This is a genomic window from Lysobacter sp. Hz25 (assembly GCF_046097045.1).
Lineage (GTDB): Bacteria > Pseudomonadota > Gammaproteobacteria > Xanthomonadales > Xanthomonadaceae > Lysobacter > Lysobacter antibioticus_B.
Window position 1 is genome coordinate 2,736,444 of the sequence record NZ_CP175666.1, and the last position, 24,230, is coordinate 2,760,673.

Annotated in this window: 20 protein-coding genes; 12 read left to right on the forward strand and 8 right to left on the reverse strand. The window is 66.9% G+C overall.

The genetic code is table 11. The annotated features are described in order from the left end of the window. Positions 1-87 precede the first annotated feature (87 nt). On the forward strand, positions 88-885 hold the full coding sequence (locus ACKN61_RS11610) for an amidohydrolase (RefSeq protein ID WP_408953567.1): 798 nt from the start codon (positions 88-90) through the stop codon (positions 883-885). Between the two features lie 496 nt (positions 886-1,381). Here ACKN61_RS11610 and ACKN61_RS11615 read toward each other — a convergent pair whose 3' ends face one another. From ACKN61_RS11615 to ACKN61_RS11625, 3 genes are all read right to left on the reverse strand, one after another. After that, entirely contained in the window at positions 1,382-1,942 is a 561-nt protein-coding gene (locus tag ACKN61_RS11615) for a hypothetical protein (protein ID WP_408953568.1), read from the reverse strand. Positions 1,943-1,992: 50 nt separating this feature from the next. Next, positions 1,993-3,138: an NAD(P)/FAD-dependent oxidoreductase gene (locus ACKN61_RS11620; protein ID WP_408953569.1), complete on the reverse strand. Its 1,146-nt coding sequence runs from the start codon at positions 3,136-3,138 to the stop codon at positions 1,993-1,995. A gap of 139 nt (positions 3,139-3,277) precedes the next feature. Beyond that, positions 3,278-3,865 carry a TetR/AcrR family transcriptional regulator gene (locus tag ACKN61_RS11625; protein WP_408953570.1) on the reverse strand — a complete coding sequence of 196 codons (588 nt, stop codon included), beginning with the start codon at positions 3,863-3,865 and terminating at the stop codon, positions 3,278-3,280. 149 nt (positions 3,866-4,014) lie between these two features. Here ACKN61_RS11625 and ACKN61_RS11630 point away from each other — a divergent pair, with 149 nt between their 5' ends. Then, positions 4,015-4,482 carry a DUF1348 family protein gene (locus tag ACKN61_RS11630; RefSeq protein WP_408953571.1) on the forward strand — a complete coding sequence of 156 codons (468 nt, stop codon included), beginning with the start codon at positions 4,015-4,017 and terminating at the stop codon, positions 4,480-4,482. Between the two features lie 18 nt (positions 4,483-4,500). Here the strand turns inward: ACKN61_RS11630 and ACKN61_RS11635 are convergent, their stop codons facing one another. The 5 genes from ACKN61_RS11635 to ACKN61_RS11655 form a co-directional block, all read right to left on the reverse strand. Further along, on the reverse strand, positions 4,501-5,268 hold the full coding sequence (locus ACKN61_RS11635; protein WP_408953572.1) for a DeoR family transcriptional regulator: 768 nt from the start codon (positions 5,266-5,268) through the stop codon (positions 4,501-4,503). Positions 5,269-5,600: 332 nt separating this feature from the next. Then, entirely contained in the window at positions 5,601-6,710 is a 1,110-nt protein-coding gene (locus tag ACKN61_RS11640) for a DUF3472 domain-containing protein (RefSeq protein ID WP_408953573.1), read from the reverse strand. A gap of 947 nt (positions 6,711-7,657) precedes the next feature. After that, on the reverse strand, positions 7,658-9,370 hold the full coding sequence (locus ACKN61_RS11645) for a pseudouridine synthase (protein ID WP_408953574.1): 1,713 nt from the start codon (positions 9,368-9,370) through the stop codon (positions 7,658-7,660). Further along, the gene (scpB, locus tag ACKN61_RS11650) at positions 9,367-10,365 is read right to left on the reverse strand and encodes an SMC-Scp complex subunit ScpB (RefSeq protein ID WP_408953575.1); all 999 of its coding nucleotides are present in this window, start codon (positions 10,363-10,365) and stop codon (positions 9,367-9,369) included. Before scpB ends, ACKN61_RS11645 begins: the two co-directional genes overlap by 4 nt. Before the next feature lie 285 nt (positions 10,366-10,650). Then, positions 10,651-11,574: a ScpA family protein gene (locus tag ACKN61_RS11655; RefSeq protein ID WP_031370766.1), complete on the reverse strand. Its 924-nt coding sequence runs from the start codon at positions 11,572-11,574 to the stop codon at positions 10,651-10,653. Between the two features lie 567 nt (positions 11,575-12,141). On the opposite strand from ACKN61_RS11655, the gene ACKN61_RS11660 reads away from it, so the two are divergent. The 10 genes from ACKN61_RS11660 (at position 12,142) to ACKN61_RS11705 (ending at position 24,203) form a co-directional block, all read left to right on the forward strand. Continuing rightward, a complete protein-coding gene (locus ACKN61_RS11660) occupies positions 12,142-12,750 on the forward strand; it encodes a hypothetical protein (protein ID WP_408953576.1) in 609 nt (202 codons plus the stop codon). A gap of 63 nt (positions 12,751-12,813) precedes the next feature. Continuing rightward, positions 12,814-14,166, forward strand: coding sequence for an XVIPCD domain-containing protein (locus ACKN61_RS11665; RefSeq protein ID WP_408953577.1), 1,353 nt, complete (start codon positions 12,814-12,816; stop codon positions 14,164-14,166). Positions 14,167-14,371: 205 nt separating this feature from the next. Further along, positions 14,372-14,671, forward strand: coding sequence for a YciI family protein (locus tag ACKN61_RS11670; RefSeq protein WP_031370769.1), 300 nt, complete (start codon positions 14,372-14,374; stop codon positions 14,669-14,671). Continuing rightward, positions 14,671-14,958, forward strand: a complete 288-nt coding sequence (locus ACKN61_RS11675) for a BolA family protein (RefSeq protein ID WP_408953578.1) — start codon at positions 14,671-14,673, stop codon at positions 14,956-14,958. Before ACKN61_RS11670 ends, ACKN61_RS11675 begins: the two co-directional genes overlap by 1 nt. Positions 14,959-15,140: 182 nt before the next feature. Continuing rightward, on the forward strand, positions 15,141-16,181 hold the full coding sequence (locus ACKN61_RS11680; RefSeq protein WP_408953579.1) for a LacI family DNA-binding transcriptional regulator: 1,041 nt from the start codon (positions 15,141-15,143) through the stop codon (positions 16,179-16,181). Between the two features lie 103 nt (positions 16,182-16,284). Beyond that, positions 16,285-19,317, forward strand: coding sequence for a TonB-dependent receptor domain-containing protein (locus ACKN61_RS11685; RefSeq protein ID WP_408953580.1), 3,033 nt, complete (start codon positions 16,285-16,287; stop codon positions 19,315-19,317). Positions 19,318-19,455: 138 nt separating this feature from the next. Beyond that, on the forward strand, positions 19,456-21,132 hold the full coding sequence (locus tag ACKN61_RS11690) for a glucoamylase family protein (RefSeq protein WP_408953581.1): 1,677 nt from the start codon (positions 19,456-19,458) through the stop codon (positions 21,130-21,132). Between the two features lie 73 nt (positions 21,133-21,205). Then, positions 21,206-22,495, forward strand: coding sequence for a sugar ABC transporter substrate-binding protein (locus tag ACKN61_RS11695; RefSeq protein ID WP_408953810.1), 1,290 nt, complete (start codon positions 21,206-21,208; stop codon positions 22,493-22,495). Then, on the forward strand, positions 22,492-23,370 hold the full coding sequence (locus ACKN61_RS11700) for a carbohydrate ABC transporter permease (RefSeq protein WP_408953582.1): 879 nt from the start codon (positions 22,492-22,494) through the stop codon (positions 23,368-23,370). The genes ACKN61_RS11695 and ACKN61_RS11700 overlap by 4 nt, the downstream gene beginning before the upstream one ends. Then, entirely contained in the window at positions 23,367-24,203 is an 837-nt protein-coding gene (locus ACKN61_RS11705) for a carbohydrate ABC transporter permease (RefSeq protein ID WP_408953583.1), read from the forward strand. Before ACKN61_RS11700 ends, ACKN61_RS11705 begins: the two co-directional genes overlap by 4 nt. Positions 24,204-24,230: the final 27 nt, after the last annotated feature.

Here is a 24,230-nt window from a genome sequence, read left to right on the forward strand (position 1 = left end):
TCGTGCGTCGCGTTGCCGGGCACCGGCCCGGCAACCGGCGCGGCTTCGCGGGCATAATGTCCGCAGACCCCCTGTTCGGTAGCTCGTATGCGCGACCTTCGCATCTCGCTCGTCCAAGGCGCCACCCGCTGGCACGACCCGGCCGGCAACCGCGATTACTACGGCCATCTGATCGCTTCGCTGCGCGGCATCACCGATCTGGTACTGCTGCCGGAGACCTTCACCAGCGGCTTCAGCAACGACGCCATCGGCGACGCCGAGACCATGGACGGGCCAACCGTCGCCTGGATCCGCGACCAGGCGGCCAAGCTCGGCGCCGCGGTCGCCGGCAGCGTGCAACTGCGCACCGACGAGGGCGTGTTCAACCGCCTGTTGTTCGCCACGCCCGACGGCGAGTTGCAAACCTACGACAAGCGCCATCTGTTTCGTTACGCCAAGGAACACGAACGCTACGCCGCCGGCCGCGAGCGCCTGACGGTGGAGTGGAAGGGGTGGCGGATCTGCCCGATGGTCTGCTACGACCTGCGTTTCCCGGTGTTTTCGCGCAACCGTTTCGACGTCGAGCGCCCCGGCGCGCTCGATTTCGACCTGCTGCTGTACGTCGCCAACTGGCCGGCGGCGCGCGCCTACCCGTGGAAGACCCTGCTGCGCGCGCGCGCGATCGAGAACCTGTGCTACGTCGCCGGGCTCAACCGCGTCGGCAGCGACGGCAACGGCCTGAGCTATTCCGGCGACAGCGCGGTGATCGATTTCCTCGGCCACCCGATCAGCGAATGCACCGACGAGGAAGTGGTGGTGACCACGACCCTGCAGGCGGCGGAGCTGGCGGCGCACCGCGAGCGTTTCCCGGCCATGCTCGACGGCGACCGTTTCGAACTGCGCTGAGCATCTCGAGCGTTGGCGGCGCCGCCGTCGTTGCTCTTGGGTAGGAGCGGCGTAAACCGCGACTGCGCAGCTGGCGGTTGCGACGCCTCTTACCGCAGAGCGGTAAGGCAACATCTAAAGCTTCCGTCTGCTGACGCGGCCGGGTTACTTTCTTTTGCTGGCGCAAAAGTCCGTCTGGATTCCCTTCGGTCAAAGCTGACCGAAGGGAGGCCCTCCTTGACGAAGCTTTCCTGCTAGGTCGTAGCTGTCGCCGGGATTTTTCGATAAGACGTCCCTGTCTTATCGGGTCATTTGTTCAGAAGCCGGGCGCAGGTCCTGTGCGCTGCCCTTTGGGTCTACGCTTGCATCGCGAGCTCGGCGCTGCGCCAAGCTTTATCGGCAAGAGCAAGAGCAAGAGCAACAGCAACGGCAGCGGCAGCGGCAGGAACAGTTCGGGCAGGCCGTCGCTGCTTTTGGCGCGAGCACGCCGCTTCGGTGGATAAGGGACTGCGGGCGTTCAGCGCAGGCGGTCGTGGATCTGCAAGCCCTGGCTCGGGTCGGCGGCGTCGTAACGCACGGTGACCTCGCGATCGGGTTCGCCGTCGCGCCCAGGACGCAGCAAGGACACGCGCAGCGAGCCATCGGCGGCGACGACACGCTCGCCCGCTTCGATCGACTGCAGACAGGACGCGATGCGGTAGGCGTCGTGCTTGCGCACCTGCAAGCTGGAGTCGAGCGCCAGCCAGACCAGGTCGGTCTCGATGCCGGCGCCGCAATGGGCCTGCGTGCGGTCGGCGCGGCTGGCGGTGTCGACCTCGATCAACAGATAACGCAGTTCGGCCGGGCCGTAGCCGGAGTCGGCCAGCAGTGCGCGCCGCTCGACGACGCCGTCGACATCGGTGATGCGCGCGAGCTTGAGCGGTTTGCGCCGGGCGCCGTCGACCAGCACCAAGTCCTGCTGGCGCGAGTCGATCTCGACCTGCAAGGCGGCCGCAGCGGACGCAGCCATCGCGTCCCCGTAGGCCAAGGCGGCGGCCAACAGACAGGCGAGCGCAGCGGGCAGGGCAGACAGGGTCATGCGTTCACTGTACGCCGGCTCGCGGGTGTCGAGCGCGCCGTCGCACATGTTCACAGGCTTTCTGAAGGCCGCGATGCGGCGGCCTCGTCCGGCTCGCGGCTGCCGCGTTTGTGGAAATAGACCTGTTCGGCGGCCCAGCGCAGTGGCGCCGAATGCAGCAGCAGGTCGAACGGCCAGTCGAACTGGAAGTGATCGAAGGCCCAGCGCAGCGCGCGTTTGCGGCGGAAGCGCGGGGCGCTGTCGCGGGCGACCGATTCCGGCGCCGGGCCCTGTCCGAGCGCGTGCAGGGCAATCGCCTGGCCCAGGGTTTCGCCGTGCGCCCAGGCCGAGTGGATGCCGCCGGCCGTCACCGGCGAGACGATGCCGGCGGCGTCGCCGGTCAGCATCACGCCGTCGCGGGCGAGCGGGAACACCGGTCCGCCGCAGGGAATCAGGCCGGCGCGGGTCGCGGCGGGCTGCACCTCGGCATCGAGGCCGACCACCGAGCGCACCCGCTGCAGGAAGCCGTCGATGTCGGGCACGCGCGCGCGCTCGGGGTCGTGGCGCACCGCCAGGCCGGCCTGGACGCCGGTCGGGTTCTGCGCCACCCAGCCGATGTAGCCGGGCGCGTAGCGCTTGCTGACGAAGCAGTGCAGGGCGCCGGACTCGGGCAGGGCGGCACCGGGGAACTCGTACTCGATGCCGTACAGGAACTCGCGCGTCTGGCCCAGGCCGGTGCGCTCGGCGACGCGCGACTTGGCGCCGTCGGCGCCGACCAGGAAACGGGTGCGGCCCACGCCTTCGATACGCCAGCCGTCGTCCTCGCGCTCGGCCTGGGTGAAGGAGGTGCCGAGGCGCAACTCGACGCCGTGGCGGACCAGCTCCTGGGTCAGCCAGCGCATCAGCCTCGGCGTGTCGGTGGTCAGGAAGTAATAACCCGGTGCACTCAAGGCCATGCTGCGCAGGCGCGGCGAATACAGGCGCACGCGTTCGACGCGGTGCAGGCAACCGGCCGGCGCGCGGCTCAACCAGGTCTGTTCGGCGGCTTCCTTGACCACGATGCCGGTGGTGCGCAATTTCTCGCCGGGGTCGCGCTTGCGTTCGAGCACCACCACGCGCAGACCGGCGCGCGCGGCGGCCAGGGCGCAGGCGGCGCCGGCGAAGCTGGCGCCGACGACGACCAGGTCGCAGTCGTAGGCTTGGGGGTCGAGGTTCATTCCGGTTTCTCGTGGGGAGACCGGTGCAGTCTGGGCAGGCTCGACGAAGCCCGTATGGGGTCTGTGTGAAGTGTGTCGAGCCTGCAACGGGGTTCACGCACGACGCGTGACGCGGGGCGCGTTCTGCTCGGCGTTTCGCTCAGCGATTCGCGGCCGACAAGGCGTCGATGGTCAGCGCGAGGCCGTTCAGGGCGTCCTGCGCAGCGGCGGGATCGGCGGCAGCGCGCACGATCGCACCGTCGAAGGCCTGAGCGATCGCCGCGGCGCGTGCATCGCGTTCGGCCGACGCCGGCAGCAGCGCGGCGATGCGTTCGGCGAGTTCGCGCTTGTGCTGGCGCGAGCATTCGACCGCTTCGGGCAGCGCGGGGCCGATCTCGGCCACGGCATTGATGAAGGCGCAGCCGCGGAAATGCGGATGGGAGAACCATTCCGCCAGGGCCGGCACCAGCGCCTCGGCGCCGTGTCCGGGCGCGGCGCCGTGGCGCTGCAAGGCCGCATCGAACCAGGTCATCCAGCGCTCGTGGCGGTAGTGCAGGAACGCCAGGATCAGGGCGTTCTTGCTGGGGAAATGCCGGTACAGCGTGACCTTGGTGACGCCGGACTCGGCGATCACCCGGTCGATGCCGGTGGCGCGGATACCTTCGAGGTAGAACAGATCGTGGGCGGTGTGCAGGATCCGCTCGCGGGCGGGCACCGGCTGGGCAGGCGAAGCGGCTTTGCGGTTCATGGCGCGATGGTAGACCGATTCGTCTACCGGCGCCAATCGTGTAGACAGATCGGTCTACATGGAGTAATTTTGCCGTGTAGACCGATCTGTCTACAGCGATTTTTATCCAAGTAGACTAATTCGTCTACATGCGCTCAGGAGCCGCCCTCATGCATACCCGTCCGCCCTTGCCGCCGTTCACCCGCGACAGCGCCATCGAAAAGATCCGCCTGGCCGAAGACGCCTGGAACTCGTGCGATCCGGCCAGAATCGGCCTGGCTTATTCGCTCGATACCCGTTGGCGCAACCGCGCCGAGTTCGTCGACGGCCGCGAAGCCGCGGTGGCCTTGCTCGAACGCAAATGGACCCGCGAACTCGACTACCGCCTGATCAAGGAACTATGGGCTTTCGACGGCGCTCGCATCGCCGTGCGCTTCGCTTACGAGTGGCGCGACGATTCCGGGCAATGGTTCCGCAGCTACGGCAACGAGAACTGGGAGTTCGGCGACGACGGCCTGATGGCGGTGCGCCTGGCGAGCATCAACGACCGGCCGATCGCGGCGAGCGAACGCAAGTTTCATTGGCCGCAGGGACGGCGTCCCGACGATCACCCGGGGCTCAGCGAACTGGGGCTGTAAGACTGCGCGTCGCCGGCCTCAGTCGACGACGATCAGCTCGATGCCGAGACGCAACAGCCCCTGGCTGTATTCCGGGCTGATGCTGGAGTCGGTGATGATGGTATGCACGCATTCCAGCTGGGCGATGCGGTGCAGGCCGACGCGGCCGAACTTGGACGCGTCGGTCAGCACGATCACCTTGCGCGCGCGTTCGACCATGCGATGGTTGAGGCTGGCTTCGCCTTCGTGATGCGTGCTCAGGCCGAACTGCAGGTCGAGGCCGTCGACACCGAGGAACAGCGCATCGAAGCTGTAGCTGGCGAGGCTGGCCTCGGCCTGCGCGCCCTGGAACGACAGCGACTGCTTGCGCAACAGACCGCCGGTCAACATCACCTCGACACCCGGCGCGTTGGCCAGTTCCCAGGCGATATTGAGGCCGTTGGTCATCACCGTGACGCCCTCGGCGTGGCGCAGATGGCGCGCCAGGGTCATGGTGGTGGTGCCGGAATCGATGATGACGTTGTCGCCGGCCCGGATCAGCTGCGCCGCGCGGGCGCCTATGGATTCCTTCAAGCTGCTGTTGAGGCTGTCTTTCTGATGGATGTCCTGTTCCAGCGGCGGCGTGCGCACCAGGGTGGCGCCGCCATGGTTGCGCTTGGCCAGGCCCTGCGACTCGATCTGGGCCAGATCGGCGCGGATCGTCACCGTGGACACGCCCATCGATTCGGCCAGATGCGCGACGTGCACGCTGCCGTGCTTGACCAGCATCTGCAGGATCCGTTCGCGGCGTTGGCGGGTGTTTCGCATCGGTGTTTCTCGGTGCAGAACGGGGCGGAAGCGGATGGCGTCAGCGTTGCGGCGTGTCGTCCTGCGTCGGGGTGTGAGCGCGCCGGCGATCGGCGCGGGGCATAGCCGGGATGGTGCCACCTTTCGGCTTGGGCTGCGGGCTTCGCGGAACCCCGGGCGCACGGCGCATGCACGAGACCTGCGCAGGTCGAGGTCTCCGGCAAGCCTGCGGGTTCGAAAACGAAAACGCCGCCATCGCAGGCGATGACGGCGTGGTGTGCGGGCTTCGATGAAGCCGTCGCATCCGGGCGGCGGCACTCAGGAAACGAGCCCTGGTTCGGGCGGGCAGGGGATCAGGGATTCAAGCGCCACTTCTGATAGCCATTGCCGAGGCAGGTATAGACACGCAGATAAGCGCCCTGGGCGGCATTGTTGAGCGGGTCCAGGCAGGTGCCGCTGGCGACGTTGTACAGCCCATCCGAGCCCGGCATCGGCATCCAGCGTTGCGCCGAACCGTTGCCGCATGCCGCGAGCCGGACGCTGCCGTCGCTTTCCGCCTGCAGGCACTGGCTGCGGCTGCGCATCATCATGCGGAAGCCGTCGTCGCGTTCGATCAACTGGTTGTTGTTGTTCGCGCAGCTCCACAATCCGGCTTGGGTGCCGCCGGCGAGGGTGTCCAGGCAATAGCCGCTGTAGGTGTTGAGCAGCACCTTGGGCGAACCGATCGTGCCGAACTTGTTGTCGGCGGCGATGCAGTCCTGCTCCGCGGTGCAGGAGGCGCGGGCGATCGATTCGCAGTTGCCGTAGGTCTTGCTGGTGCTGGTCGATGGCGCGACCGCGCCGTTCTCGGCGCTGGGGCGGAAGAACACCGCACTGGTCGCCGGCGCGGCCGCGCAGCTTTCCAGTTGATCGGCGCCCTGGGCGAAGTTCTCCAGGAACTCTACGGTCTTCTCGTTGAGGCCGCCCCAGGTCTGCGGCACTTGGATGCTGGCGACCTTGCGGCGCGCGCCGGTCGCGACATCGGTGATGTAGGCGCTCCAACTGCCGGCAACTTCGCTCACGATGCGGATCTTGTACTTCTTGCCCTGCACCCAAGGGTAAGCGACCCAGCACTGCACGCCGCTGCCTTCGTGGGAGAAATGGCTGCACAGGGTGCCGTTTTCGGCGACCCAGCCGGTGGCCTGCCAGATCGAGAAATTCAGCGCCTTGTCGGCATTGCTGCGTTGTTGCAGGCCGACGTAGCCGCCGTCGCCGTTCTTGAGTGCGAACTGATGCGCCCAATAGGTGCGCCCGTTGTAGCCGGGCTCCTGGGTGATGGCGATGCTGAAGTCCATATCCAGGTAACCGCCGGGCTTACTCGGCCAGGTGCGGTCTATCGCGACCATGCCGCCGGCGACGACGGCTGCGGCGGTGCCGTGCAAGGTCAGACAAAGCAGTAGCAGGACGATCTTCGCGAAGCGCATACGGACTCCTATCGACGACGGGTTGCGGACTGCCCATGGCGAGATCTCGGCTTGCTCATGGACGCATCGGGTCTAGGCCGCGATGGAGGCGGCGTGTCTGGTGGGTGGCTCGGATTCGATGGATTGGCAGGGACGGGTTCGGGTTCGATCTCGGCTCGGCCGGTGAGGCAGGAGAGGGTGACCGCGGCTACGACAGCGCTCGTTGCGGTCGTCGATTCGCGCTCCGGCGAATGCTTGCTGCTCGTAACCGATGCCGCGAATTCGGCGATTGAGCATGAGCCGCGGGGACGCGTCAACAAGCGCGTCGGAAACGAAAGTTCCTTGTTTTCCAGGGTTTCGTTGCAGAGTTTTCGGCGAGGACGCGAAACGAAACCTCGCATGGCGCACAGGTTTCGTACTCGGCTTTCGATGACGCCGATAGCGTGATGGATGTGGCGGTACGGACGCGTTTGCGCTTGTTTTCAGCGGCAATGGCAAGCAGGCGCGTCGATTTAATGTGCTATCTGAATCGGCGAGAGTACATTCGCTGGTGCGTACGACTCGCAGTGCGAAGGAGCGATTTGCTGCGAACGCATATTCGATTGCGCGGACAGGCGCCCGGATCGGAGGCGAGTATCGGGATTAAAGAATTAGCGGCGGCGCAATCGCGAGCGAAGTCGTTGTGGCGCAAGTGGTCGCCGCGTGGTCGCGGCTCGTGACCGCAGGAAATCCGCGTGGGATGCCGCTCCTGCTCTTGAAACGGTTGGGTGGGGCGATGTGGTTGCGGCTCAAGAGGGCGTCGCGCGGTCGCGGCTTGTGACCGCATGAAATCCGCATGGGACGCCGCTCCTATTCTTGAAGTGGTTGGGTTTCGACGGGTGCGCGGCGCAGTGTCTGGCGCGCATAAAAACAAAGGGCGCCGAAGCGCCCTTTGTCGTGTCTTGCTTCAGCGTTGCTGACGTCTGGATTCAGACGCCGCCGCGCGGACCGCGGCCGCCGCCGGGGCGGCCACCGCCACGCGGGCCGCCCGGACGCGGACCGCTCGGGCGGGCTGCGCCACCGGGACGCGGTGCGCCGCCGGGACGGGGCGCGCCGCCCGGACGGGCATTGCCGCCGGGACGCGGGCCGGCACCGGGGCGGGCGCCCGGACCGGGCTTGCCGCCGGCCGGACGCGCATTGCTGCGCGGACGTTCGCCGCCGTAAGGATTGAAGCTGCCGGGGTTGGCGTGGTCGGACGGGAAGCTCGGCGCATTACCGGGGTGACCGTAGGGACGCGGAGCGCGCTGGCCCTGACCTTGGCCTTGACCCTGGCCGCCGCCGCTGCGGCGCTCGCCGCCGTAGGGCGTGTTGCCGTTGCGTTCGCCGCCGAAGCCGCCGCCACCGGGGCCGCCGCTGTGCGGACGACCGCGACCGGCGCCTGCACCGGCACCCGCGCCGGGACCGCGTGCGCCGCCCGGCTTGCCGGCGTAGGGCTTACGGCCCTGGCCGTCGGGATTGCGGTGACCGCTCGGGCCGGTCTCGACGCCATCGGGCACATACCAGGTACGGAACGCAGCCGGATTGCCGTCGGGCAGGGGCTTGGGACCCTTTTCCTTGCGCTGCTTGAACGGCTTGTGCGACTGGTTGGCCGCGGCTTCGCCGCTGACCGTCAGGCCACCGTGCTTGCGCGGACCGCCGCGGCCGCGACCGCCGCGGTCTTCGCGAACGTGGTCGAAGCGGCGCAGCTCGCGGCCTTCGTCGGCGGTGTTGTGGCCGCCGACGTAGCCGTGCGAGCGCTCGCCGGACAGGTGCACGGTCGACTTGGCGGCCTTGCGCTGGCCGATCACCGGCTGCAGGGTCAGCGCCGAAGGCGTGCCGTCTTCCAGGCCGAGGTCGCCGCGCAGGGCGTCGACCTTGTCGCCGACCAGCTCCTGCGAGTGGCCGCGCAGCAGTTCGCGCGGCAACGACACGGTGCCGTAACGGATGCGCTTAAGGCGGCTGACCTGGCAGCCCTGCGATTCCCACAAACGGCGCACTTCGCGGTTGCGGCCTTCCTTGACCACGACGCGGAACCAGTCGTGCGAATCGCTGCCGCCGATGCGTTCGATCTCGTCGAACTTGGCCGGGCCGTCCTCGAGGGCGACGCCGCGGGCGAGGCGATCGACGAGATTGTCGGGAACCTGCTCCTGGCCTTCCGGTGCGCGCACGCGGCAAACGTACTCGCGCTCGACCTCGAAGGAGGGATGCATGAGCGCGTTGGCGAGTTCGCCGTCGGTGGTCAGCAGCAGCAGACCGGTGGTGTTGATGTCGAGGCGGCCGATCGCGATCCAGCGCGCGCCCTTCAGCGCGGGCAGGGAATCGAAGATGGTCGGACGGCCTTCGGGGTCTTCGCGCGTGGTCACTTCGCCTTCGGGCTTGTTGTACATCAGCACGCGCGAGGGCTCGGTCAGGGCGCTGGCGATGAAGCTGCGGCCGTCGAGTTCGATCTTGTCGCCGCCCTTGATGCTCATGCCGACTTGGGCGGTCTCGCCGTTGACCTTGACCAGGCCGTCGGCGATGCGCTGTTCGAGCGCGCGGCGCGAGCCCAGGCCCGCTTGCGCGAGGACCTTGTGCAGGCGTTCTTCCAGACGCGGCGCCTCGGCGGTGGCGCCGGCATCGCTGCCGCGCTTCAGTGAGAGCTTGCGGCGGTTTTCTTCAGTCATTTCTGTTGCTCCGGCCGGTCGTCTTCGGACTCGGCCTCAAATTCCGGAACGGTCGTCGTCTCGACGGCGTGTTGGTCTTGCTCGTGATCGTTCGCGTCCGCCGCGCGCTCGCCCGGCGCGGCTTCGGGGTCGTCCGAAAGGACGGTTGTATCGGTGTGGGTATCGGTGTCGCTATCGGTATCGCTGTCGGCGTCGGCGCTGGTGTCGGCGCCGGCGTCGTCGGATTCGGTGTGGGCTTCGTCGTCGTCGACGCTGTCGCCGGCGCCGTCGCTCGGGTCGCCCGATTCGGTGGACCCGGTGGATGCGCTGGAACCGGCGACCGAGTCGCCGTCGTCCTCGCCGGCTTCGGCATCGTTGCTGGCCTGGTCGAGGCTGGTTTGATCGAGGCCGGTCTCGTCGTCGTGGCCGGTGCCGATGCCGCCGGCGGCGATCGCTTCGCCGTCGAGCGGCAACTGCGGTTCGAGCTCGCCGATGTCCTTGAGCTCCGACAGCGGCGGCAGTTCGTCCAGGCGCTTGAGGCCGAAGTAATCGAGGAAGGCCTTGGTGGTGCCGAACAGGGCCGGCTTGCCGGGCACGTCGCGGTGGCCGACCACGCGGATCCACTCGCGTTCTTCCAGGGCCTTGATGATGTTGCTGCTGACCGCGACGCCGCGGACCTGTTCGATCTCGCCGCGGGTGATCGGCTGGCGGTAGGCGATCAGCGCCAGGGTCTCGAGGGTGGCGCGGGTGTAGCGGGTCTGGCGCTCGGTCCACAGGCGCGCGACCCAGGCGTGGACGTCGGCCTGGACCTGGAAGCGGAAGCCCGAGGCCAGTTCGACCAACTCCACGCCGCGCTCGGCGCAGCCCTCGCGCAGGGTCTCCAGCGCGGTCTCGACGCTGTCGGCCGGAGCCGGCTGGTCCTCGGGGAACAGGGCATGCAGCTGCGCCAGCGTGAGCGGCTGGTTGGCCGCGAGCAAGGCGGCTTCGACGATGCGGGTGACGAGGAGTTGGTCCATGGAATGCGTCTGAATCGTTGCGTTGGCGATCGGCCCTGGAGCCTGTGCGGAATCGGTGCCTGGGTCGGTGGTCGGCCGGTTGGCGGCCGATCTAGCTATAGCGGAAGCGGGCGAGGCGGGAGCTGCGTGTCCGGGCCATCACGGCCGCGTTCGCGGAATCCGGAGGCTGAAGTGCAGGAACGTTCGGGCGAGGCGGATCCGGCCCCTGCCGGGATCAAGTCCGTCCCGATCGAATCCGCCCCGGCGAGGCGGAACGACGGCGAGAGCCGAGTCACGACAGCCAAGTCACGAAGCCCGGTCATCGTTGGCGGCATCGTCGAACTCGCTGCTGAGTTCGATCTCGTCGGGGTCCTTCATGAGCGCCAGCGACTTGACGTAGATCGGCGCCGGCGGGCGGCCCTCTTCGGGCTGCTCCTGGACGATCTCGATCAACTGTTCCTTGGCCAGGGTCAGCAGGCCCAGGAACGTTACCACTATGCCGAGCCGGCCTTCTTCGACCGTGAACAGCGATTCGAAACGATGGAACACGCCATCGGACATGCGGGTCAGCAGTTCGCCCATGCGCTGGCGGACGCTCAATGCATCGCGTTTGATCGCGTGCTGGGTGTACAGCTCGGCACGCTTGAACACGTCGTGCAGGGCCAGCAACATCTCGCGCAGATCGACCGGCGGCGGCAGTTTGACCGAAGCCCGGTCCGGCACGTAGGCCTGCGCCGGGCTGGTGTCGCGGTCCTGGCGGGGCAGGGTGTCGATGTCCTCGGCCGCCTTCTTGAAGCGCTCGTACTCCTGCAGGCGGCGGACCAGCTCGGCGCGCGGGTCTTCTTCGATCCCTTCCTCGTTGGCCGAGCGCGGCAGCAGCATGCGCGACTTGATCTCGGCCAGGATCGCGGCCATCACCAGGTATTCGGCGGCCAGCTCGAAACGCATTTCGTGCATGGCCTGGATATAAGTCACGTATTGCCGGGTGATCTCGGCGACCGGGATGTCGAGAATCTCCAGGTTCTGACGGCGGATCAGGTACAGCAGCAGGTCGAGCGGGCCTTCGAACGCGTCCAGGATGACTTCGAGCGCGTCCGGCGGGATGTAGAGATCCTGCGGAATCTGCAGCACCGGCTGGCCGTGGACCATCGCCAGCGGCATTTCCTGCTGCTGAGGCGTCGTCGGGGCTGGGCTGGATTCGGTCGCGACGGGCGCGGGTTCGTTGCTCATTCGAAACCGGCCCCTCCGGGCCGTGGGCACTGCAGTTACGACGATGCTTGCGGCGCATGACCGCATCGAGAGCCGCGCCAGGTCGTGCAAGGACCGGGATCGAGCTTCCCTGCGGGTGCTACGGACCACTCTATAAAGGCGTGTGCTTTAGGCCCGAACGGCCCCGGCCTGCGCGTCACGACAAGGCGTGGCGGCTGAGACGAAGGGGGTTGCGGGCGTGAGCCGGTGGTCTGCAGCTGTGCACTGGCGTACTGGCGCACCGATGATGTGCGGGGAAGTACGGGTGCTGACGTGGCGACGGCTTGAGTCCTGTCGCGACGGGCCGCTGCATCCGGCCTCGGGCAATTGACAGTTAGGGTAAGGGCTGGGGCGGGCAGTGTCCAGCGCCGGCATGAACGCCGGCCGGGTCGGGGAGCGGTGTCGGCCGGCCGGCTCCGGGCCGCCCGGGGTCGCGGGCGCGACGGCGCCCGGGTTTGCCGATCGCCGCGGCGGCCTGTGCAGGGCCTGTCGCCCGGCCGTACAGCTAATTAGACTGGGCAGGCACAACTAATGGACTGGGGAATCGCAATGAACCAAGCAAGGACCGTCGCCGCCGCCCTGGTGTTGGCTCTGGCGGGCTGCAACGCGCCCGCGCCGGAGGCCGGCAAGGCCAATACGGCCGATCCGGCCGCGACTCCGGCTTCTGCCGGGCCCGCCCCGGCCGAGCCCGCAGCCATCCAGCCGGCGCCGGCCGAGGCCACGCCTTCGGCCCCCGCCAGCGCGGCGGTGCAGTTGCCGGCCGAGGCCTGCGTGAAGAGCGAAGAAGGCTTCGCCTCGTTCTTCGAGCAATTCGTCTACCAGGCGAACGTACGCTCCGCCTATTCCGCGCCGAAGATCGAGATCCGCGACCTCAAGGACCCGGGCAAGCTGCTGGAGTCGCAGACGCCGCAGCAGGCCGGGCCGTTCAAGATCGCCCTGGTCGACAACCAGTGGTCGTACGACGAGCCCGGCAAGCAGGCCGGCCAGCTCGACCGGGTCAAGATCGACCGGACCCTGAGCGGCGACCGCATGCGGGTCGACTTCGTCAAGGCCGAGTTCTCGCCCGACGAGGACGTGGTCAAGACCCTCGGCAAGCCCGAAGCGTATGTGTTCGAGTTCAAGCAAGGGTGCTGGCAGCTGACTCAACAGCTGCGTTGAACCCCGGCCTCTCCCGCGAGCGGGGGCGGCCGTCCGGATAACCCATCGACAAGGAGAAGTACGATGCCCAAGTATTCGATCGTCGAATCGGTCGGTCGCGGCGTACAGCACGTCCACGATTACGAAGACCTCGAGCGCCACCATCCCACCCGCGGCAACGAGCGCGGCCGCGTCTACGGCACCGTCAACGGCGAGCGCGAGGAACTGCTCGGCAACTACGCCGGCACGCCGACCGTCTCGCGCGACGGCGACCACTACGTTTCCAAGGACTTCGTGCTGCAGGCCGGCGGCTCCAGCGCCGTGGCCGTGCCCGCGGTCGCCAACGGCTACATCGGCCGGGTCGACCCGCGCGACGGCATCGTCCAGATCTACGACCGCCCGGCCAACGACCCCAACCGCGAGATGATCGCGCAGTACCGGCACATGGATCTGCGCAACACCGAGCTGAAGGTCGGCGACCGCGTCGAATACGGCCAGCCGCTCGGCATCCAGGGCGGTTTCAACAAAGGCGATCCGAACGCCTTCGGCAAGCACGTCCACGTCGACATCAACACCGGCTACCTGCCGCAGATGGAGCGTTACGTGCGCGACATCGACAGCGGCGCGATCAGCACCGATCGCCGTCCGCCGCATTCGGACAACCTGACCGGCCCGGCGCAAGTGAGCAACGTCTCCGGCAACGGCCGCGCCGTGCACACGCCCGGCGGCCCCGGCTCGACCACCCAGGCCGCGGCGATGGCCGACGGCGTGCTGCGCAAGGACGAGCGCGGCCCCGAGGTCAAGGCGATGCAGGAGCAGTTGGCCAAGCTCGGCTATAAGGACGCGCAGGGCCATGCGATCGTGCCGGACGGCAAGTTCGGCCAGCACACCAAGGAAGCGGTCGAGGCGTTCCAGCGCGATCATCACCTCAAGGTCGACGGCATCGCCGGCCCGCGTACGCTGGAGGCCTTGAAGAAGGCCGAGCCGGCGCAGGCGCAGGCCCACGACGGGCACAGCCATGCGCGCACCGCCGACCCGGCGCGTGCACCCTTGCTGTCGGATGCGACGCACCCGAACAACGCGATGTTCCGTCAGGCGGTCGACGGCCTGGAGAAGCTCGGCCCGCAGGCCGGTTTCAAGAATCGCCAGGAGGTCGAGAACGCCGCGGCCACGCTGACCTACGAGGCCCGCGTCAGCGGCCTGACCAAGATCGACCATGTCGCGCTCAACGCCAACGGCAATGGCTTGTTCGCGGTGCAGGGCGGTCTCAACGACCCGACCCACCACCGCGCTTACGCCGACAAGGCGATCGCGGCGAACCAGCCGGTCGAGCAGTCGAGCCAGCGCCTGCAGCAGGACGTGCCGCAAGCGGCGCAGCAGGGCCCGCAGGCGACGCAGCAGCAACAGCAGCAAGCGGCGCGGCCGATGGTGGCGTGACCGCCGCGGCCGATGGTGGCGTCACCGCCAATGGCCCGCGTCTGCCGGCGCGGGCCGCTTCATCGGCGCAAGGCCGGCACGCCGCTGCGTTCGGGCGTGCGCCGCATGCGAATACAGCCGACCGGGTGCGCGCAAGCCGGCCCGGAGCCTGCGAGAATGCAGCCTCGCGCGGCGTGCGCGTTCCTCACGAGGGCGAAGTCCAGGCATGTGGTATCTGATCGAAGGTTATGACGTCGCCGATTCCTTGCCCGCGCGCGGCGCGGCGCGTCCCGCGCATCTGGCGCGCCTGACCGCATTGCGCGACCAGGGCCGTTTGTTGCTGGCCGGGCCGTGCCCGGCGATCGATGCCGAAGACCCGGGTCCGGCCGGTTTCAGCGGCAGCCTGATCGTCGCCGAGTTCGAGTCGCTCGAGGCCGCGCGTGCCTGGGCCGATGCCGACCCCTATGTCGATGCCGGCGTGTACGCGCGGGTCGAGGTGCGTCCGTTCCGCAAGGTGCTGCCGTAATGGCGCTGCCGCGCGAGCAACGCGTCGAGGCGATCCGCCATGCGATCGAGACCGCGCTGGCGCCGGTCTCGCTGGAGGTCGAGGACGAAAGCCATCGTCATGTCGGCCATGCCGGCGCCCAGGACGGGCGAGGGCATTTCCGCGTCGCCGTGGTCAGCAGCGCCTTTGTCGGCCTGAACCCGATCGCGCGTCATCGCGCGGTCTATGCCGCGCTCGGCGATCTGATGAACACCGACATCCACGCGCTGTCGATCAGTGCGCGTACGCCGGACGAAGGCGCCGGCTGAGCACGTCGGATAAACATGGCGGTCGAGCGGAGCGCTGAATCGCACAGCGCATGTCGCGCTGCAGCATGCGCGCCTGCGCAGGAAGCCGCTAAACGCTTTTCATAACAAGCGCTTTACACTTGTTCTTGAAAACGTTTACAGTCGGGCCACTTTCCAGCCGCGAGGGGCGGTCCAGGAACGTGATGAGCGTGACGATCAAAGATGTCGCCCGTGCGGCGCAGGTGTCGGTTGCGACGGTGTCGCGGACCTTGAACGGCCATGGCAACGTGGCCGAGGAGGTCAGGCGCCGCGTGCTCGCGGTCGCCCAGGACCTGCGCTATACGCCGCACGCCGCCGCGCGCAGCCTCAGCAGCCGGCGCACCCACACCTTGGGCGTGGTCCTGCCGGACCTGCACGGCGAATTCTTCTCCGAACTGGTGCGCGGCGTCGACCAGGTCGCGCGCGAACATCGCCTGCACCTGTTGGTGTCGAGCTATCACGGCCGGCCGGAAGAGCAGGCGGCGGCCTTGCGCGCGATGCGCGGCCGCGTCGACGGTTTGCTGGTGATGTCGCCCTATGTCGCGGCGCAGGCGCCGATCGTCGACGAACTCGATGCGGCCATGCCGATCGTGTTGATCAACACCCAGAGCGCCGTGCCCGGCCTGTTGTCGCTGAGCGTCGACAATTACGGCGGCGCCCAGGCCATGGTCGAGCACTTGGTCGATTGCGGTCATCGCCGCATCGCCTTCATCGCCGGCCCGGAAGACAATTTCGATGCCCACGAACGCCTGCGCGGTTATCGCGAAGCGCTTGCGCGGCTGTTGCCCGATGCAAGCGAATGGGTGCTGCCGGGCCAGTTCGACGAGGCCTCCGGCCATCGCGCCGGCCAGGCCTTGCTGGCCGCGCCACAGCGCCCCGATGCGGTGTTCGCGGCCAACGACATGATGGCGCTGGGCTGTTTGTTTTCGTTCGTGCAGGCGGGCCTCAAGGTGCCCGACGACATCGCGGTGGCGGGGTTCGACGATATCCCGCTTGCACGCTATGTCCACCCGACGCTCACGACCATGCGGGTCAATATCGCCGAGCTCGGTGCCCGGGCGGCGCGTCTGCTGTTGACGCAACTGGGCACCGATGCCGCTGTGCAGGAGCAACAACCATCCATGGACGAGCCGCGGCAGAGCGAACCGCTGCGGCCGGAACTGATCGTGCGCGAGTCCGGGGTACGCCGAGGGGGCGGTGGCTGATCGCGTCGAAAAAAATTTGGACGAACGTGTAAGCGATTACAGAGCAGAGATTGCTCCACCGTTGCAACCTTGCAGTACGTGCTCCTTGGAGGGAGGAAAGCATATGAACCCACACCACTCGCGTCGCGCCAGTTACAGATCCGACAATGAATCCGGCCATTCCAGGCCCAGCCGCAGCTTGCTGGCCTGCGCGCTCGCCAGCTGCCTGGCGATGGCCGCGCCGATCGCTTTCGCCCAGGGCACCGCCGCGACGATCCGCGGCGTGGTCAGCGGCAATGCCGGCCCGGCCGCGAACGCCAGCGTCACCGCGACCAATCTCGCCAATGGCCTGACCCGCAAGGTCCAGACCGGCACCGACGGCAACTACACCCTGGCCGGCCTGCCGCCGGGCACTTACCGCATCGACGTCAGCGCCGATGGCCAGAGCAATACCCGCAACGTCACCGTCGCCGTCGGCCAGGCCGCGACGCTCAACGTATCGACCGGCGGCGTCGCCGAGGCCGCGCCGAGCGGCGAGGCGACCGACCTGGACAAGGTCACGGTCACCTCGACGGCATTGGTCGAGACCCGCACCTCGGAAATCGCCACCTACGTCAGCAACAAGCAGATCGCCGCGCTGCCGCAGGCCTCGCGCAACTTCCTGGCGTTCGCCGACATCGTCCCCGGCGTGCAGTTCAAGACCGGCACCGAAGGCTCGACCTCGCTGCGCAGCGGCGCCCAGCTCAGCAACGGCATCAACGTCTACGTCGACGGCGTCGGCCAGAAGGACTACGTGCTCAAGGGCGGCATCACCGGCCAGGACTCCAGCCGCGGCAATCCGTTCCCGCAGCTCGGCATCGCCGAGTACAAGGTCATCACCTCCAACTACAAGGCCGAGTACGACCAGCTCAGCAGCGCCGCGATCACCGCGGTGACCAAGTCCGGCGGCAACGAATTCCACGGCAGTTTCTTCTGGGACCACACCTCGGACCAGTGGAACGCCAAGACCGTGCGCGAAGAAAAGGGCGAAGTGCCCAAGGCGCAATCGAAGGAAGAGCAGTACGGCGCCTCGTTCAGCGGCCCGTTGATCCAGGACCGGATGCACTTCTTCGTCACCTACGAGGCCAAGGAATACAACTCGCCGCGGGCGATCACCCCGGGCCGCAATTTCCGCATCGACCAGTTGCCGGCGCCGTTCCAGGAGATGGCGCGGCAATCGATCAGCGCGCCGTTCAAGGAAGACCTGTACTTCGGCAAGATCGATTGGGCGCCGGGCGATGCCCACCTGATCGAGCTGACCACCAAGTACCGCAAGGAAGACGAGCTGACCAACATCGGCGGCGCCCGGCTGGCCGAATACGGCACCCTCAAGGCCGGCGAGGAAACCCGCGTCGACCTGCGCTATCAATATAGCGCCGCCGACTGGATCAACGACGCCCACCTCACCTACGAGGACGTGACCTTCGGGCCGCGCCCGGCGACGCTGAGCAACGGCTTCAACCTGCGCGTGCCGCGCCAGGGCCAGGAAGCGCGCAACAACCCGGAGATGGAGGAAGTCCTCAACTTCGGCGGCGGCGGCGACTTCCAGGACAAGGGCCAGAAGGGCTATGCCTTCCAGAATGATTTCACCTGGAACGGCTGGGACGGCCACACCGTCAAGGCCGGCCTCAAGTACAAGTCCATCGACATCACCGCGATGGAGAAGCAGCCGTATACGCCGCAATACCGTTACGACATCCGCAATTTCGCCACCCCTTATGAAGTGCGTTTCTCCGGTTCGGCGACCGGCTTCCCGCCGGCGGTGAAGTCCAAGAACAAGCAGTTCGGCATCTACCTGCAGGACGACTGGGAGGTCAACGAGCATCTGACCTTGAACCTGGGCCTGCGCTGGGATTACGAGACCACGCCGAGCTACGAGGATTTCGTGACCCCGGCCAACCTGGTCGCGGCGTTGAATGCCTACCCGAACATCCACAACGCCAACGTCGATTACGACATCAACGACTACATCAGCACCGGCAACAATCGCAAGGCGTTCAAGGACGGCTGGCAGCCGCGCCTGGGCTTCTCCTACGATCTCAACGGCGACGAGCGCCATGTGATCTTCGGCGGCGCCGGGCGTTCGTATAACCGCAACCAGTTCGATTACCTGTCGTTCGAGCGTTATCGCCTGGCGTTCCAGCAGATCACCTACCAGTTCAATTCGCCGAACCACACCTGCACGGTCACGCCGACCGGCAACTGCTTCAACTTCGATCCGAGCTTCAACGATCCGGCCACGTTGGCGGCGTTGGCTTTGCAGCGCCCGAACGCCGGCAACGAAGTGTTCCTGCTCAACAACGACTTGAAGACGCCGTATTCCGATCAGTTCAGCCTCGGCATGCGCAACGCCTTCGCGATGTTCGGCCACGACTGGAATTCGTCGGCGACCCTGCTGCATATCCGCAGCCACGACGGCATCTTGTTCACCCTCGGCAACCGTCTCCCGAACGGCAACTTCTACCCGCCGGGGGTGAGCTTCGGCAGCCCGCCGTTCGGCCAGAACCTGCCCGGTTTCGGCAACTTCTTCATCGGCAACAACGCCGTCGAGACGCGCTTGAACTCCTTGCTGCTGTCCCTGGACAAGCCCTTCACCGAGGAATCGGGCTGGGGCGTCAGCCTGGCCTACACCTACAGCGACGCCAAGGAGAACCGCAACAACTCCGACATCTTCGCGTTCGATTATCCGAACCTGGACGATGTCGGCTTTACCCGCGCGCTCGGTATCTCCAAGCACCGCCTGGTCGCCACCGGCATCATGGATTTCTACGGCATGACCCTGTCGGGCAAGCTGACCCTGGCCAGCCCGGAAGCGGAGGAATCGCTGAACTGCATCACCAACGGGCCGAACCACTGCTATTTCCAGCCCTACACCCCGGGCGACACGATCGGCTTCAAGCAGTTCGACCTGGCCTTGCAGAAGGAGTGGGACACCGGCACCGACTTCAAGTTCTGGGTGCGCGGCGACGTGCTGAACGTCTTCAACTGGCGCAACTACATCGATTTCGACACCTATCGCGGCGTGGTCGGCGATCCGAACGAACGCCTCGGCGAGCGTCGCGACAATATCGCGCTGCCGACCCGAAGCTTCAAGCTGTCGATGGGCTTCAACTGGTAAGCGACAGGCGCCGGCCGTCTGCGGACGGCCGGCGCCGGGTTCTGCGATCGCTGGCCGGCATGCATGTCTGCGGCAACGAACTTTTCTTCATTGCATCGATCTAAATCTCAACACGAAGACACAGGGGTCTTTCGTTTCATGCACCACGTCAAGTCGACCACACGTGCGGTCTCCATCGCTGTCCTGGGCGCGCTGCTGCTCGTCTTGTCCGCCTGCAAGAAAACCGAGACCGGCTCGCAGACGCAGCCGATCGTGAGCGCCGAACCGGTGGTGATCGAGCCGCTCAAGCAGGAGCGGTTGGAGCTGCCGCCGCTGTTCCGCGATATCGAGAAGCGCACCTTCCAGTTTTTCTGGGACACCACCAACGAACAGAACGGCCTGACCCCCGACAGGTATCCCTCGCGCCCGTTCGCGAGCATCGCCTCGGTCGGCTTCTCGCTGACCGCGTATCCGATCGGCATCGAGAAAGGCTGGGTCAGCCGCACCCAGGCGGTCGACCGCACCTTGTTGACCCTGAAGTTCCTGCGCGACCTGCCGAGCGGCCCGCAGGCCAGCGGCAAGGGCAGTTACAAGGGTTTTTACTATCACTTCCTCGATATGCAGAAGGGCCAGCGCTACGACAGCTGGGTCGAGCTGTCGAGCGTGGACACCGGCTTGCTGATGATGGGCGTGTTGTTCGCCCAGTCTTATTACGACCGCGACGACCCGCGCGAGAAAGAGATCCGCGAAGTCGCCGACACCCTATACAAACGCGTCGACTGGACCTGGCTGCAGCAGAACAAGCCGCTGATCTCGATGGGCTGGTTCCCCGAGAGCGGTTTCATCAAGCACGACTGGGTCGGCTACAACGAGGCGATGCTGCTGTACGTGTTGGCGCTGGGCTCGCCCTCGCATCCGGTCGGCCCGGAAGCCTGGACGGTGTGGACGCGCACCTACAACGACGTCTGGGGCGTGTACCAGGGCGAAGAGTTCCTCGCCTTCGGCCCCTTGTTCGGCCATCAGTACAGCCACGTCTGGATCGATTTCCGCGGTATCCAGGACGACTACATGCGCGAGCGCGGCATCGATTATTTCGAGAACAGCCGTCGCGCGGCTTACGCCCAGCGCGCCTACGCCATCGCCAACCCGATGAAGTGGGAGGAATACGGCCCGGAAGTGTGGGGCCTGACCGCGAGCGACGGCCCGCAACAGACCTTGCAGGAATACCGCGGCGAGCAGCGCCAGTTCCGCCATTACTCGGCGCGCGGCGCCGGCCTGCGCGAAAACTTCGACGACGGCACCATCGCGCCGACCGCGGCGATCGCCTCGCTGCCGTTCGCGCCGGAGATCGTGATCCCGACCACGGTGACCATGCACGAGCGCTACGGCGAGTACATCTATTCGAGCTACGGCTTCCTGGACTCGTTCAACCCGAGCTTCAAGTACGACATCCCGCTCAAGACCGGGCGCCTGGTGCCGGACCAGGGCTGGGTGTCCAGCGACTACATCGGCATCGACCAGGGGCCGATCCTGGCCATGATCAGCAACTACCGCAACGAGTTCGTCTGGAACGTGATGAAGCGCAATCCCTACATTCGCGCCGGACTCGAACGCGCCGGGTTCAAGGGCGGGTGGCTGGCTCCGGCGGATGCCAAGGGCGCCGACGCGAAGGGCAAGGACGGCGAACCGGCGAAGGCCGGCGCAGCCGCAGCGGCCGCACCGGCGAAACCGGCCGGCGCCATGGACCCGGCGACCGCACGCGCGCTCGGCGAGGCCGAGTCGCGCGCCGGGCGCAGCAATGCGCCGTCCAAGCAGACCCCGCCGAAGCCGGAATGAGCGCTTGAACGGTCCATCGACGACCATCGGCACTTCGCTAGCCGACGTACGCGTCGGTGGCTGGGGCAGAGCGCTGCGAGGCCTGGTCGCGCTGTGCGCGCTGGTCCTGCTCGGCAGTTGCAGTCATCGCGACGACGGCCGCGAAGTGGTGCGGTTCTGGGCGATGGGCTTCGAGGGCGAGGTCGTCACCCAACTGATTCCCGAATTCGAGCGCCGCCACCCCGGCATCCGCGTCGAAGTGCAGCAACTGCCGATCACCGCCGCGCACGAGAAGCTGCTGACCGCGTTCGCCGGCGACGCCTTGCCCGACGTGTGCGCGATCGGCAACACCTGGATCTCCGAATTCGCCTTGCTCGATGCCTTGACGCCGCTCGACCCGCGCCTGGCGCAGACGCCGTCCGTGCAGGCGCGCGATTATTTTTCCGGCGCCTGGGACACCGGCGTGATCGACGGCCATGCCTATGCGGTGCCGTGGTATGTGGAAACGCGCTTGCCGTTCTACCGCCAGGACCTGCTCAAGCAAGTCGGCATCGCACGGCCGCCGGCGACCTGGGCGGAATGGAAATCGGCGATGGCGGCGATCAAGCGCGAGGTCGGCCCGGATCGTTACGCCGTGCTGTTTCCGCTCAACGAGCCCGAACCGTTGCTCAACCTCGGCATCCAGTCGCCCGACCCGTTGCTGCGCGAGGACGGCCGTTACGGCAATTTCCGCAGCCCCGGTTTCAAGCGCGCCCTGAGCTTCTATCGCGAAGTCTTCGACCGGCGCTGGGCGCCGCTGGCGAGCAATACCCAGATCGCCAACGTCTGGAACGAATTCGGCCGCGGCTATTTCAGTTTCTACGTCAACGGCCCCTGGAACATCGCCGAATTCAAGCGACGCCTGCCGGCCGGGCTGCAGTCGACCTGGATGACCATGCCCCTGCCGGGCGAGAACGGGCCAGGCGCCTCGGTCGCAGGCGGTGCGAGCTTCGTTTTGTTCCGCAGTTCGCAACACCAGGACGCGGCCTGGAAGCTGATCGCCTATTTGTCCGAACCCGAGGTGCAGGTGCGTTTCCATGGCCTCAGCGGCAATCTGCCGCCGCGCCGCGCGGCCTGGGATGCGCCGGTGCTGGCCAACGACGTCTATGCACGCGCGTTCCGCGATCAGCTCGAACGCGCGCGGCCGACGCCGAAGGTGCCGGAATGGGAGCGCATCGCCATGGAGATCAAGCTGGTCGGCGAGCAGCTCGCCAACGGCCGCCTCAGCGTGGACGAAGCCGCGGCGGAACTGGATAGACGCGCCGACCGCATTCTGGAGAAGCGACGCTGGATGCTCGATCAGCAGGCCGCGCCCCGGATGCCCGCGGCCGGAGCGTCGCGATGAAGCCCGCCACCGCCGGCTGGGTGTTCGCCGCGCCCGCGCTGAGCGTGATCGGGCTGTTCTTCGGCTTGCCGGTGCTGGCCGCGCTGGTGCTGAGCCTGACCGATTTCGATATTTACTCATTGGCGCATATCGACAACCTGCGCTTCGTCGCTTTCGACAACTACATCAACTTGCTGCGCAACCCGCTGTTCTGGAGCGCGCTCGGCAACACCTTGTACTTCGTGGTGGTCGGCGTGCCGCTGTCGATCGCGGTCTCGCTAGGCGCGGCGATGTTGCTGCATTCCAAGCTCGGCCTGTTCAAACCGTTCTTCCGCACCGCGTTCTTCGCCCCGGTGGTGACCACGGTGGTGGCGGTGGCGGTGATCTGGCGCTATCTGTTCCACACCCGTTACGGCCTGGTGAACTGGGTGCTGTCGTGGGTCGGCATCGACCCGGTCGACTGGCTCGGCGACCCGCATTGGGCGATGCCGACCATCATCCTCTTCGCGGTGTGGAAGAACTTCGGCTACAACATGATCATTTTCCTGGCCGGCTTGCAGGCGATTCCGGAAGACCTGTACGAGGCCGCGCGCATCGACGGCGCCAGCCCCGCGCGCCAGTTCCGCCACATCACCTTGCCGATCCTGGGGCCGGTGCTGCTGATGGTCAGCATCCTGACCTTGGCCGGTTATTTCCAGTTGTTCGCCGAGCCCTACGTCATCACCCAGGGCGGCCCGCTGCAGAGCACGGTCAGCGTGCTGTACCTGATGTACGAAGAAGGCTTCAAGTGGTGGAACCTCGGCAACGCTTCGGCGGTGGCCTTCCTGTTGTTCGTGCTGATGACGGCGGTGACCAGCGGCCTGATGTGGGTCGCGCGCCGCAAGGGGGTCGAATGAACGACTCCGGCATGAGTCCGCGCCTGGCGAAGGCGATCGTCAACGGCCTGTTGATCGGCCTGGCGGTGTTGAGCCTGGCGCCGCTGTTGTGGATGTTCGCGGTGTCGCTGATGCAACCCGGCGAAGCCAGCGCGTTTCCGCCGCCGTTGTGGTCCTCGTCGCCGAGCCTGCACAACTACCATGAGCTGTTTTCGCGCATGGGCATGGGTCGGTATCTGTTCAACAGCTTCCTGGTCTCGACCCTGGTCACCGTGATCGCGGTGTTGCTCAACACCCTGGCCGGTTATGCCTTCGCCAAGCTCGCCTTTCCCGGGCGCGAACGGATATTCCGGCTGTTGCTCGCGGCGCTGGTGATCCCGGCCCAAGTCTCGATGATGCCGCTGTTCCTGATGCTCAAGCAGCTCGGCCTGATCAACAGCTACGCCGGCGCGGTGGTGCCGGGCATGGCCGGCATCTTCGGCATCTTCCTGGTGCGCCAATACGCGCGCTCGATTCCCGACGAGTTGCTGGAGGCGCCGCGCATCGACGGCGCCGGCGAGCTGCGGATCTTCTTCCAGATCGTCCTGCCGGCCCTGCGTCCGATCCTGGTGACCCTAGCGATCTTCAGCTTCCTCGGCGCCTGGAACGATTTCATGTGGCCGCTGATCGTGCTCAGCAATGAGAACCTGCAGACCCTGCCGGTCGCACTGGCGTCGCTGTCGCGCGAGCACGTGCAGGACAACGAGATGATGATGGCCGGCTCGGTCGTGACCGTGGTGCCGGTGCTGCTGCTGTTCCTGGTGTTGCAGCGTTACTACCTGCAAGGCCTGCTGGTCGGCAGCGTCAAGGGTTAGAACCGTCCCGCCGCGCGCCCGCGCGGC

Coding starts and splice junctions, on each gene's coding strand:
- ACKN61_RS11620 (WP_408953569.1), bottom strand. CDS start 3,138: ATGAACCTCGACCCCCAAGCCTACGACTGCGACCTGGTCGTCGTCGGC.
- ACKN61_RS11660 (WP_408953576.1), top strand. CDS start 12,142: ATGAACCAAGCAAGGACCGTCGCCGCCGCCCTGGTGTTGGCTCTGGCG.
- ACKN61_RS11610 (WP_408953567.1), top strand. CDS start 88: ATGCGCGACCTTCGCATCTCGCTCGTCCAAGGCGCCACCCGCTGGCAC.
- ACKN61_RS11680 (WP_408953579.1), top strand. CDS start 15,141: ATGAGCGTGACGATCAAAGATGTCGCCCGTGCGGCGCAGGTGTCGGTT.
- ACKN61_RS11645 (WP_408953574.1), bottom strand. CDS start 9,370: ATGACTGAAGAAAACCGCCGCAAGCTCTCACTGAAGCGCGGCAGCGAT.
- ACKN61_RS11670 (WP_031370769.1), top strand. CDS start 14,372: ATGTGGTATCTGATCGAAGGTTATGACGTCGCCGATTCCTTGCCCGCG.
- ACKN61_RS11685 (WP_408953580.1), top strand. CDS start 16,285: ATGAACCCACACCACTCGCGTCGCGCCAGTTACAGATCCGACAATGAA.
- ACKN61_RS11690 (WP_408953581.1), top strand. CDS start 19,456: ATGCACCACGTCAAGTCGACCACACGTGCGGTCTCCATCGCTGTCCTG.
- scpB (WP_408953575.1), bottom strand. CDS start 10,365: ATGGACCAACTCCTCGTCACCCGCATCGTCGAAGCCGCCTTGCTCGCG.
- ACKN61_RS11665 (WP_408953577.1), top strand. CDS start 12,814: ATGCCCAAGTATTCGATCGTCGAATCGGTCGGTCGCGGCGTACAGCAC.
- ACKN61_RS11640 (WP_408953573.1), bottom strand. CDS start 6,710: ATGCGCTTCGCGAAGATCGTCCTGCTACTGCTTTGTCTGACCTTGCAC.
- ACKN61_RS11675 (WP_408953578.1), top strand. CDS start 14,671: ATGGCGCTGCCGCGCGAGCAACGCGTCGAGGCGATCCGCCATGCGATC.
- ACKN61_RS11625 (WP_408953570.1), bottom strand. CDS start 3,865: ATGAACCGCAAAGCCGCTTCGCCTGCCCAGCCGGTGCCCGCCCGCGAG.
- ACKN61_RS11705 (WP_408953583.1), top strand. CDS start 23,367: ATGAACGACTCCGGCATGAGTCCGCGCCTGGCGAAGGCGATCGTCAAC.
- ACKN61_RS11630 (WP_408953571.1), top strand. CDS start 4,015: ATGCATACCCGTCCGCCCTTGCCGCCGTTCACCCGCGACAGCGCCATC.
- ACKN61_RS11655 (WP_031370766.1), bottom strand. CDS start 11,574: ATGAGCAACGAACCCGCGCCCGTCGCGACCGAATCCAGCCCAGCCCCG.
- ACKN61_RS11615 (WP_408953568.1), bottom strand. CDS start 1,942: ATGACCCTGTCTGCCCTGCCCGCTGCGCTCGCCTGTCTGTTGGCCGCC.
- ACKN61_RS11635 (WP_408953572.1), bottom strand. CDS start 5,268: ATGCGAAACACCCGCCAACGCCGCGAACGGATCCTGCAGATGCTGGTC.
- ACKN61_RS11700 (WP_408953582.1), top strand. CDS start 22,492: ATGAAGCCCGCCACCGCCGGCTGGGTGTTCGCCGCGCCCGCGCTGAGC.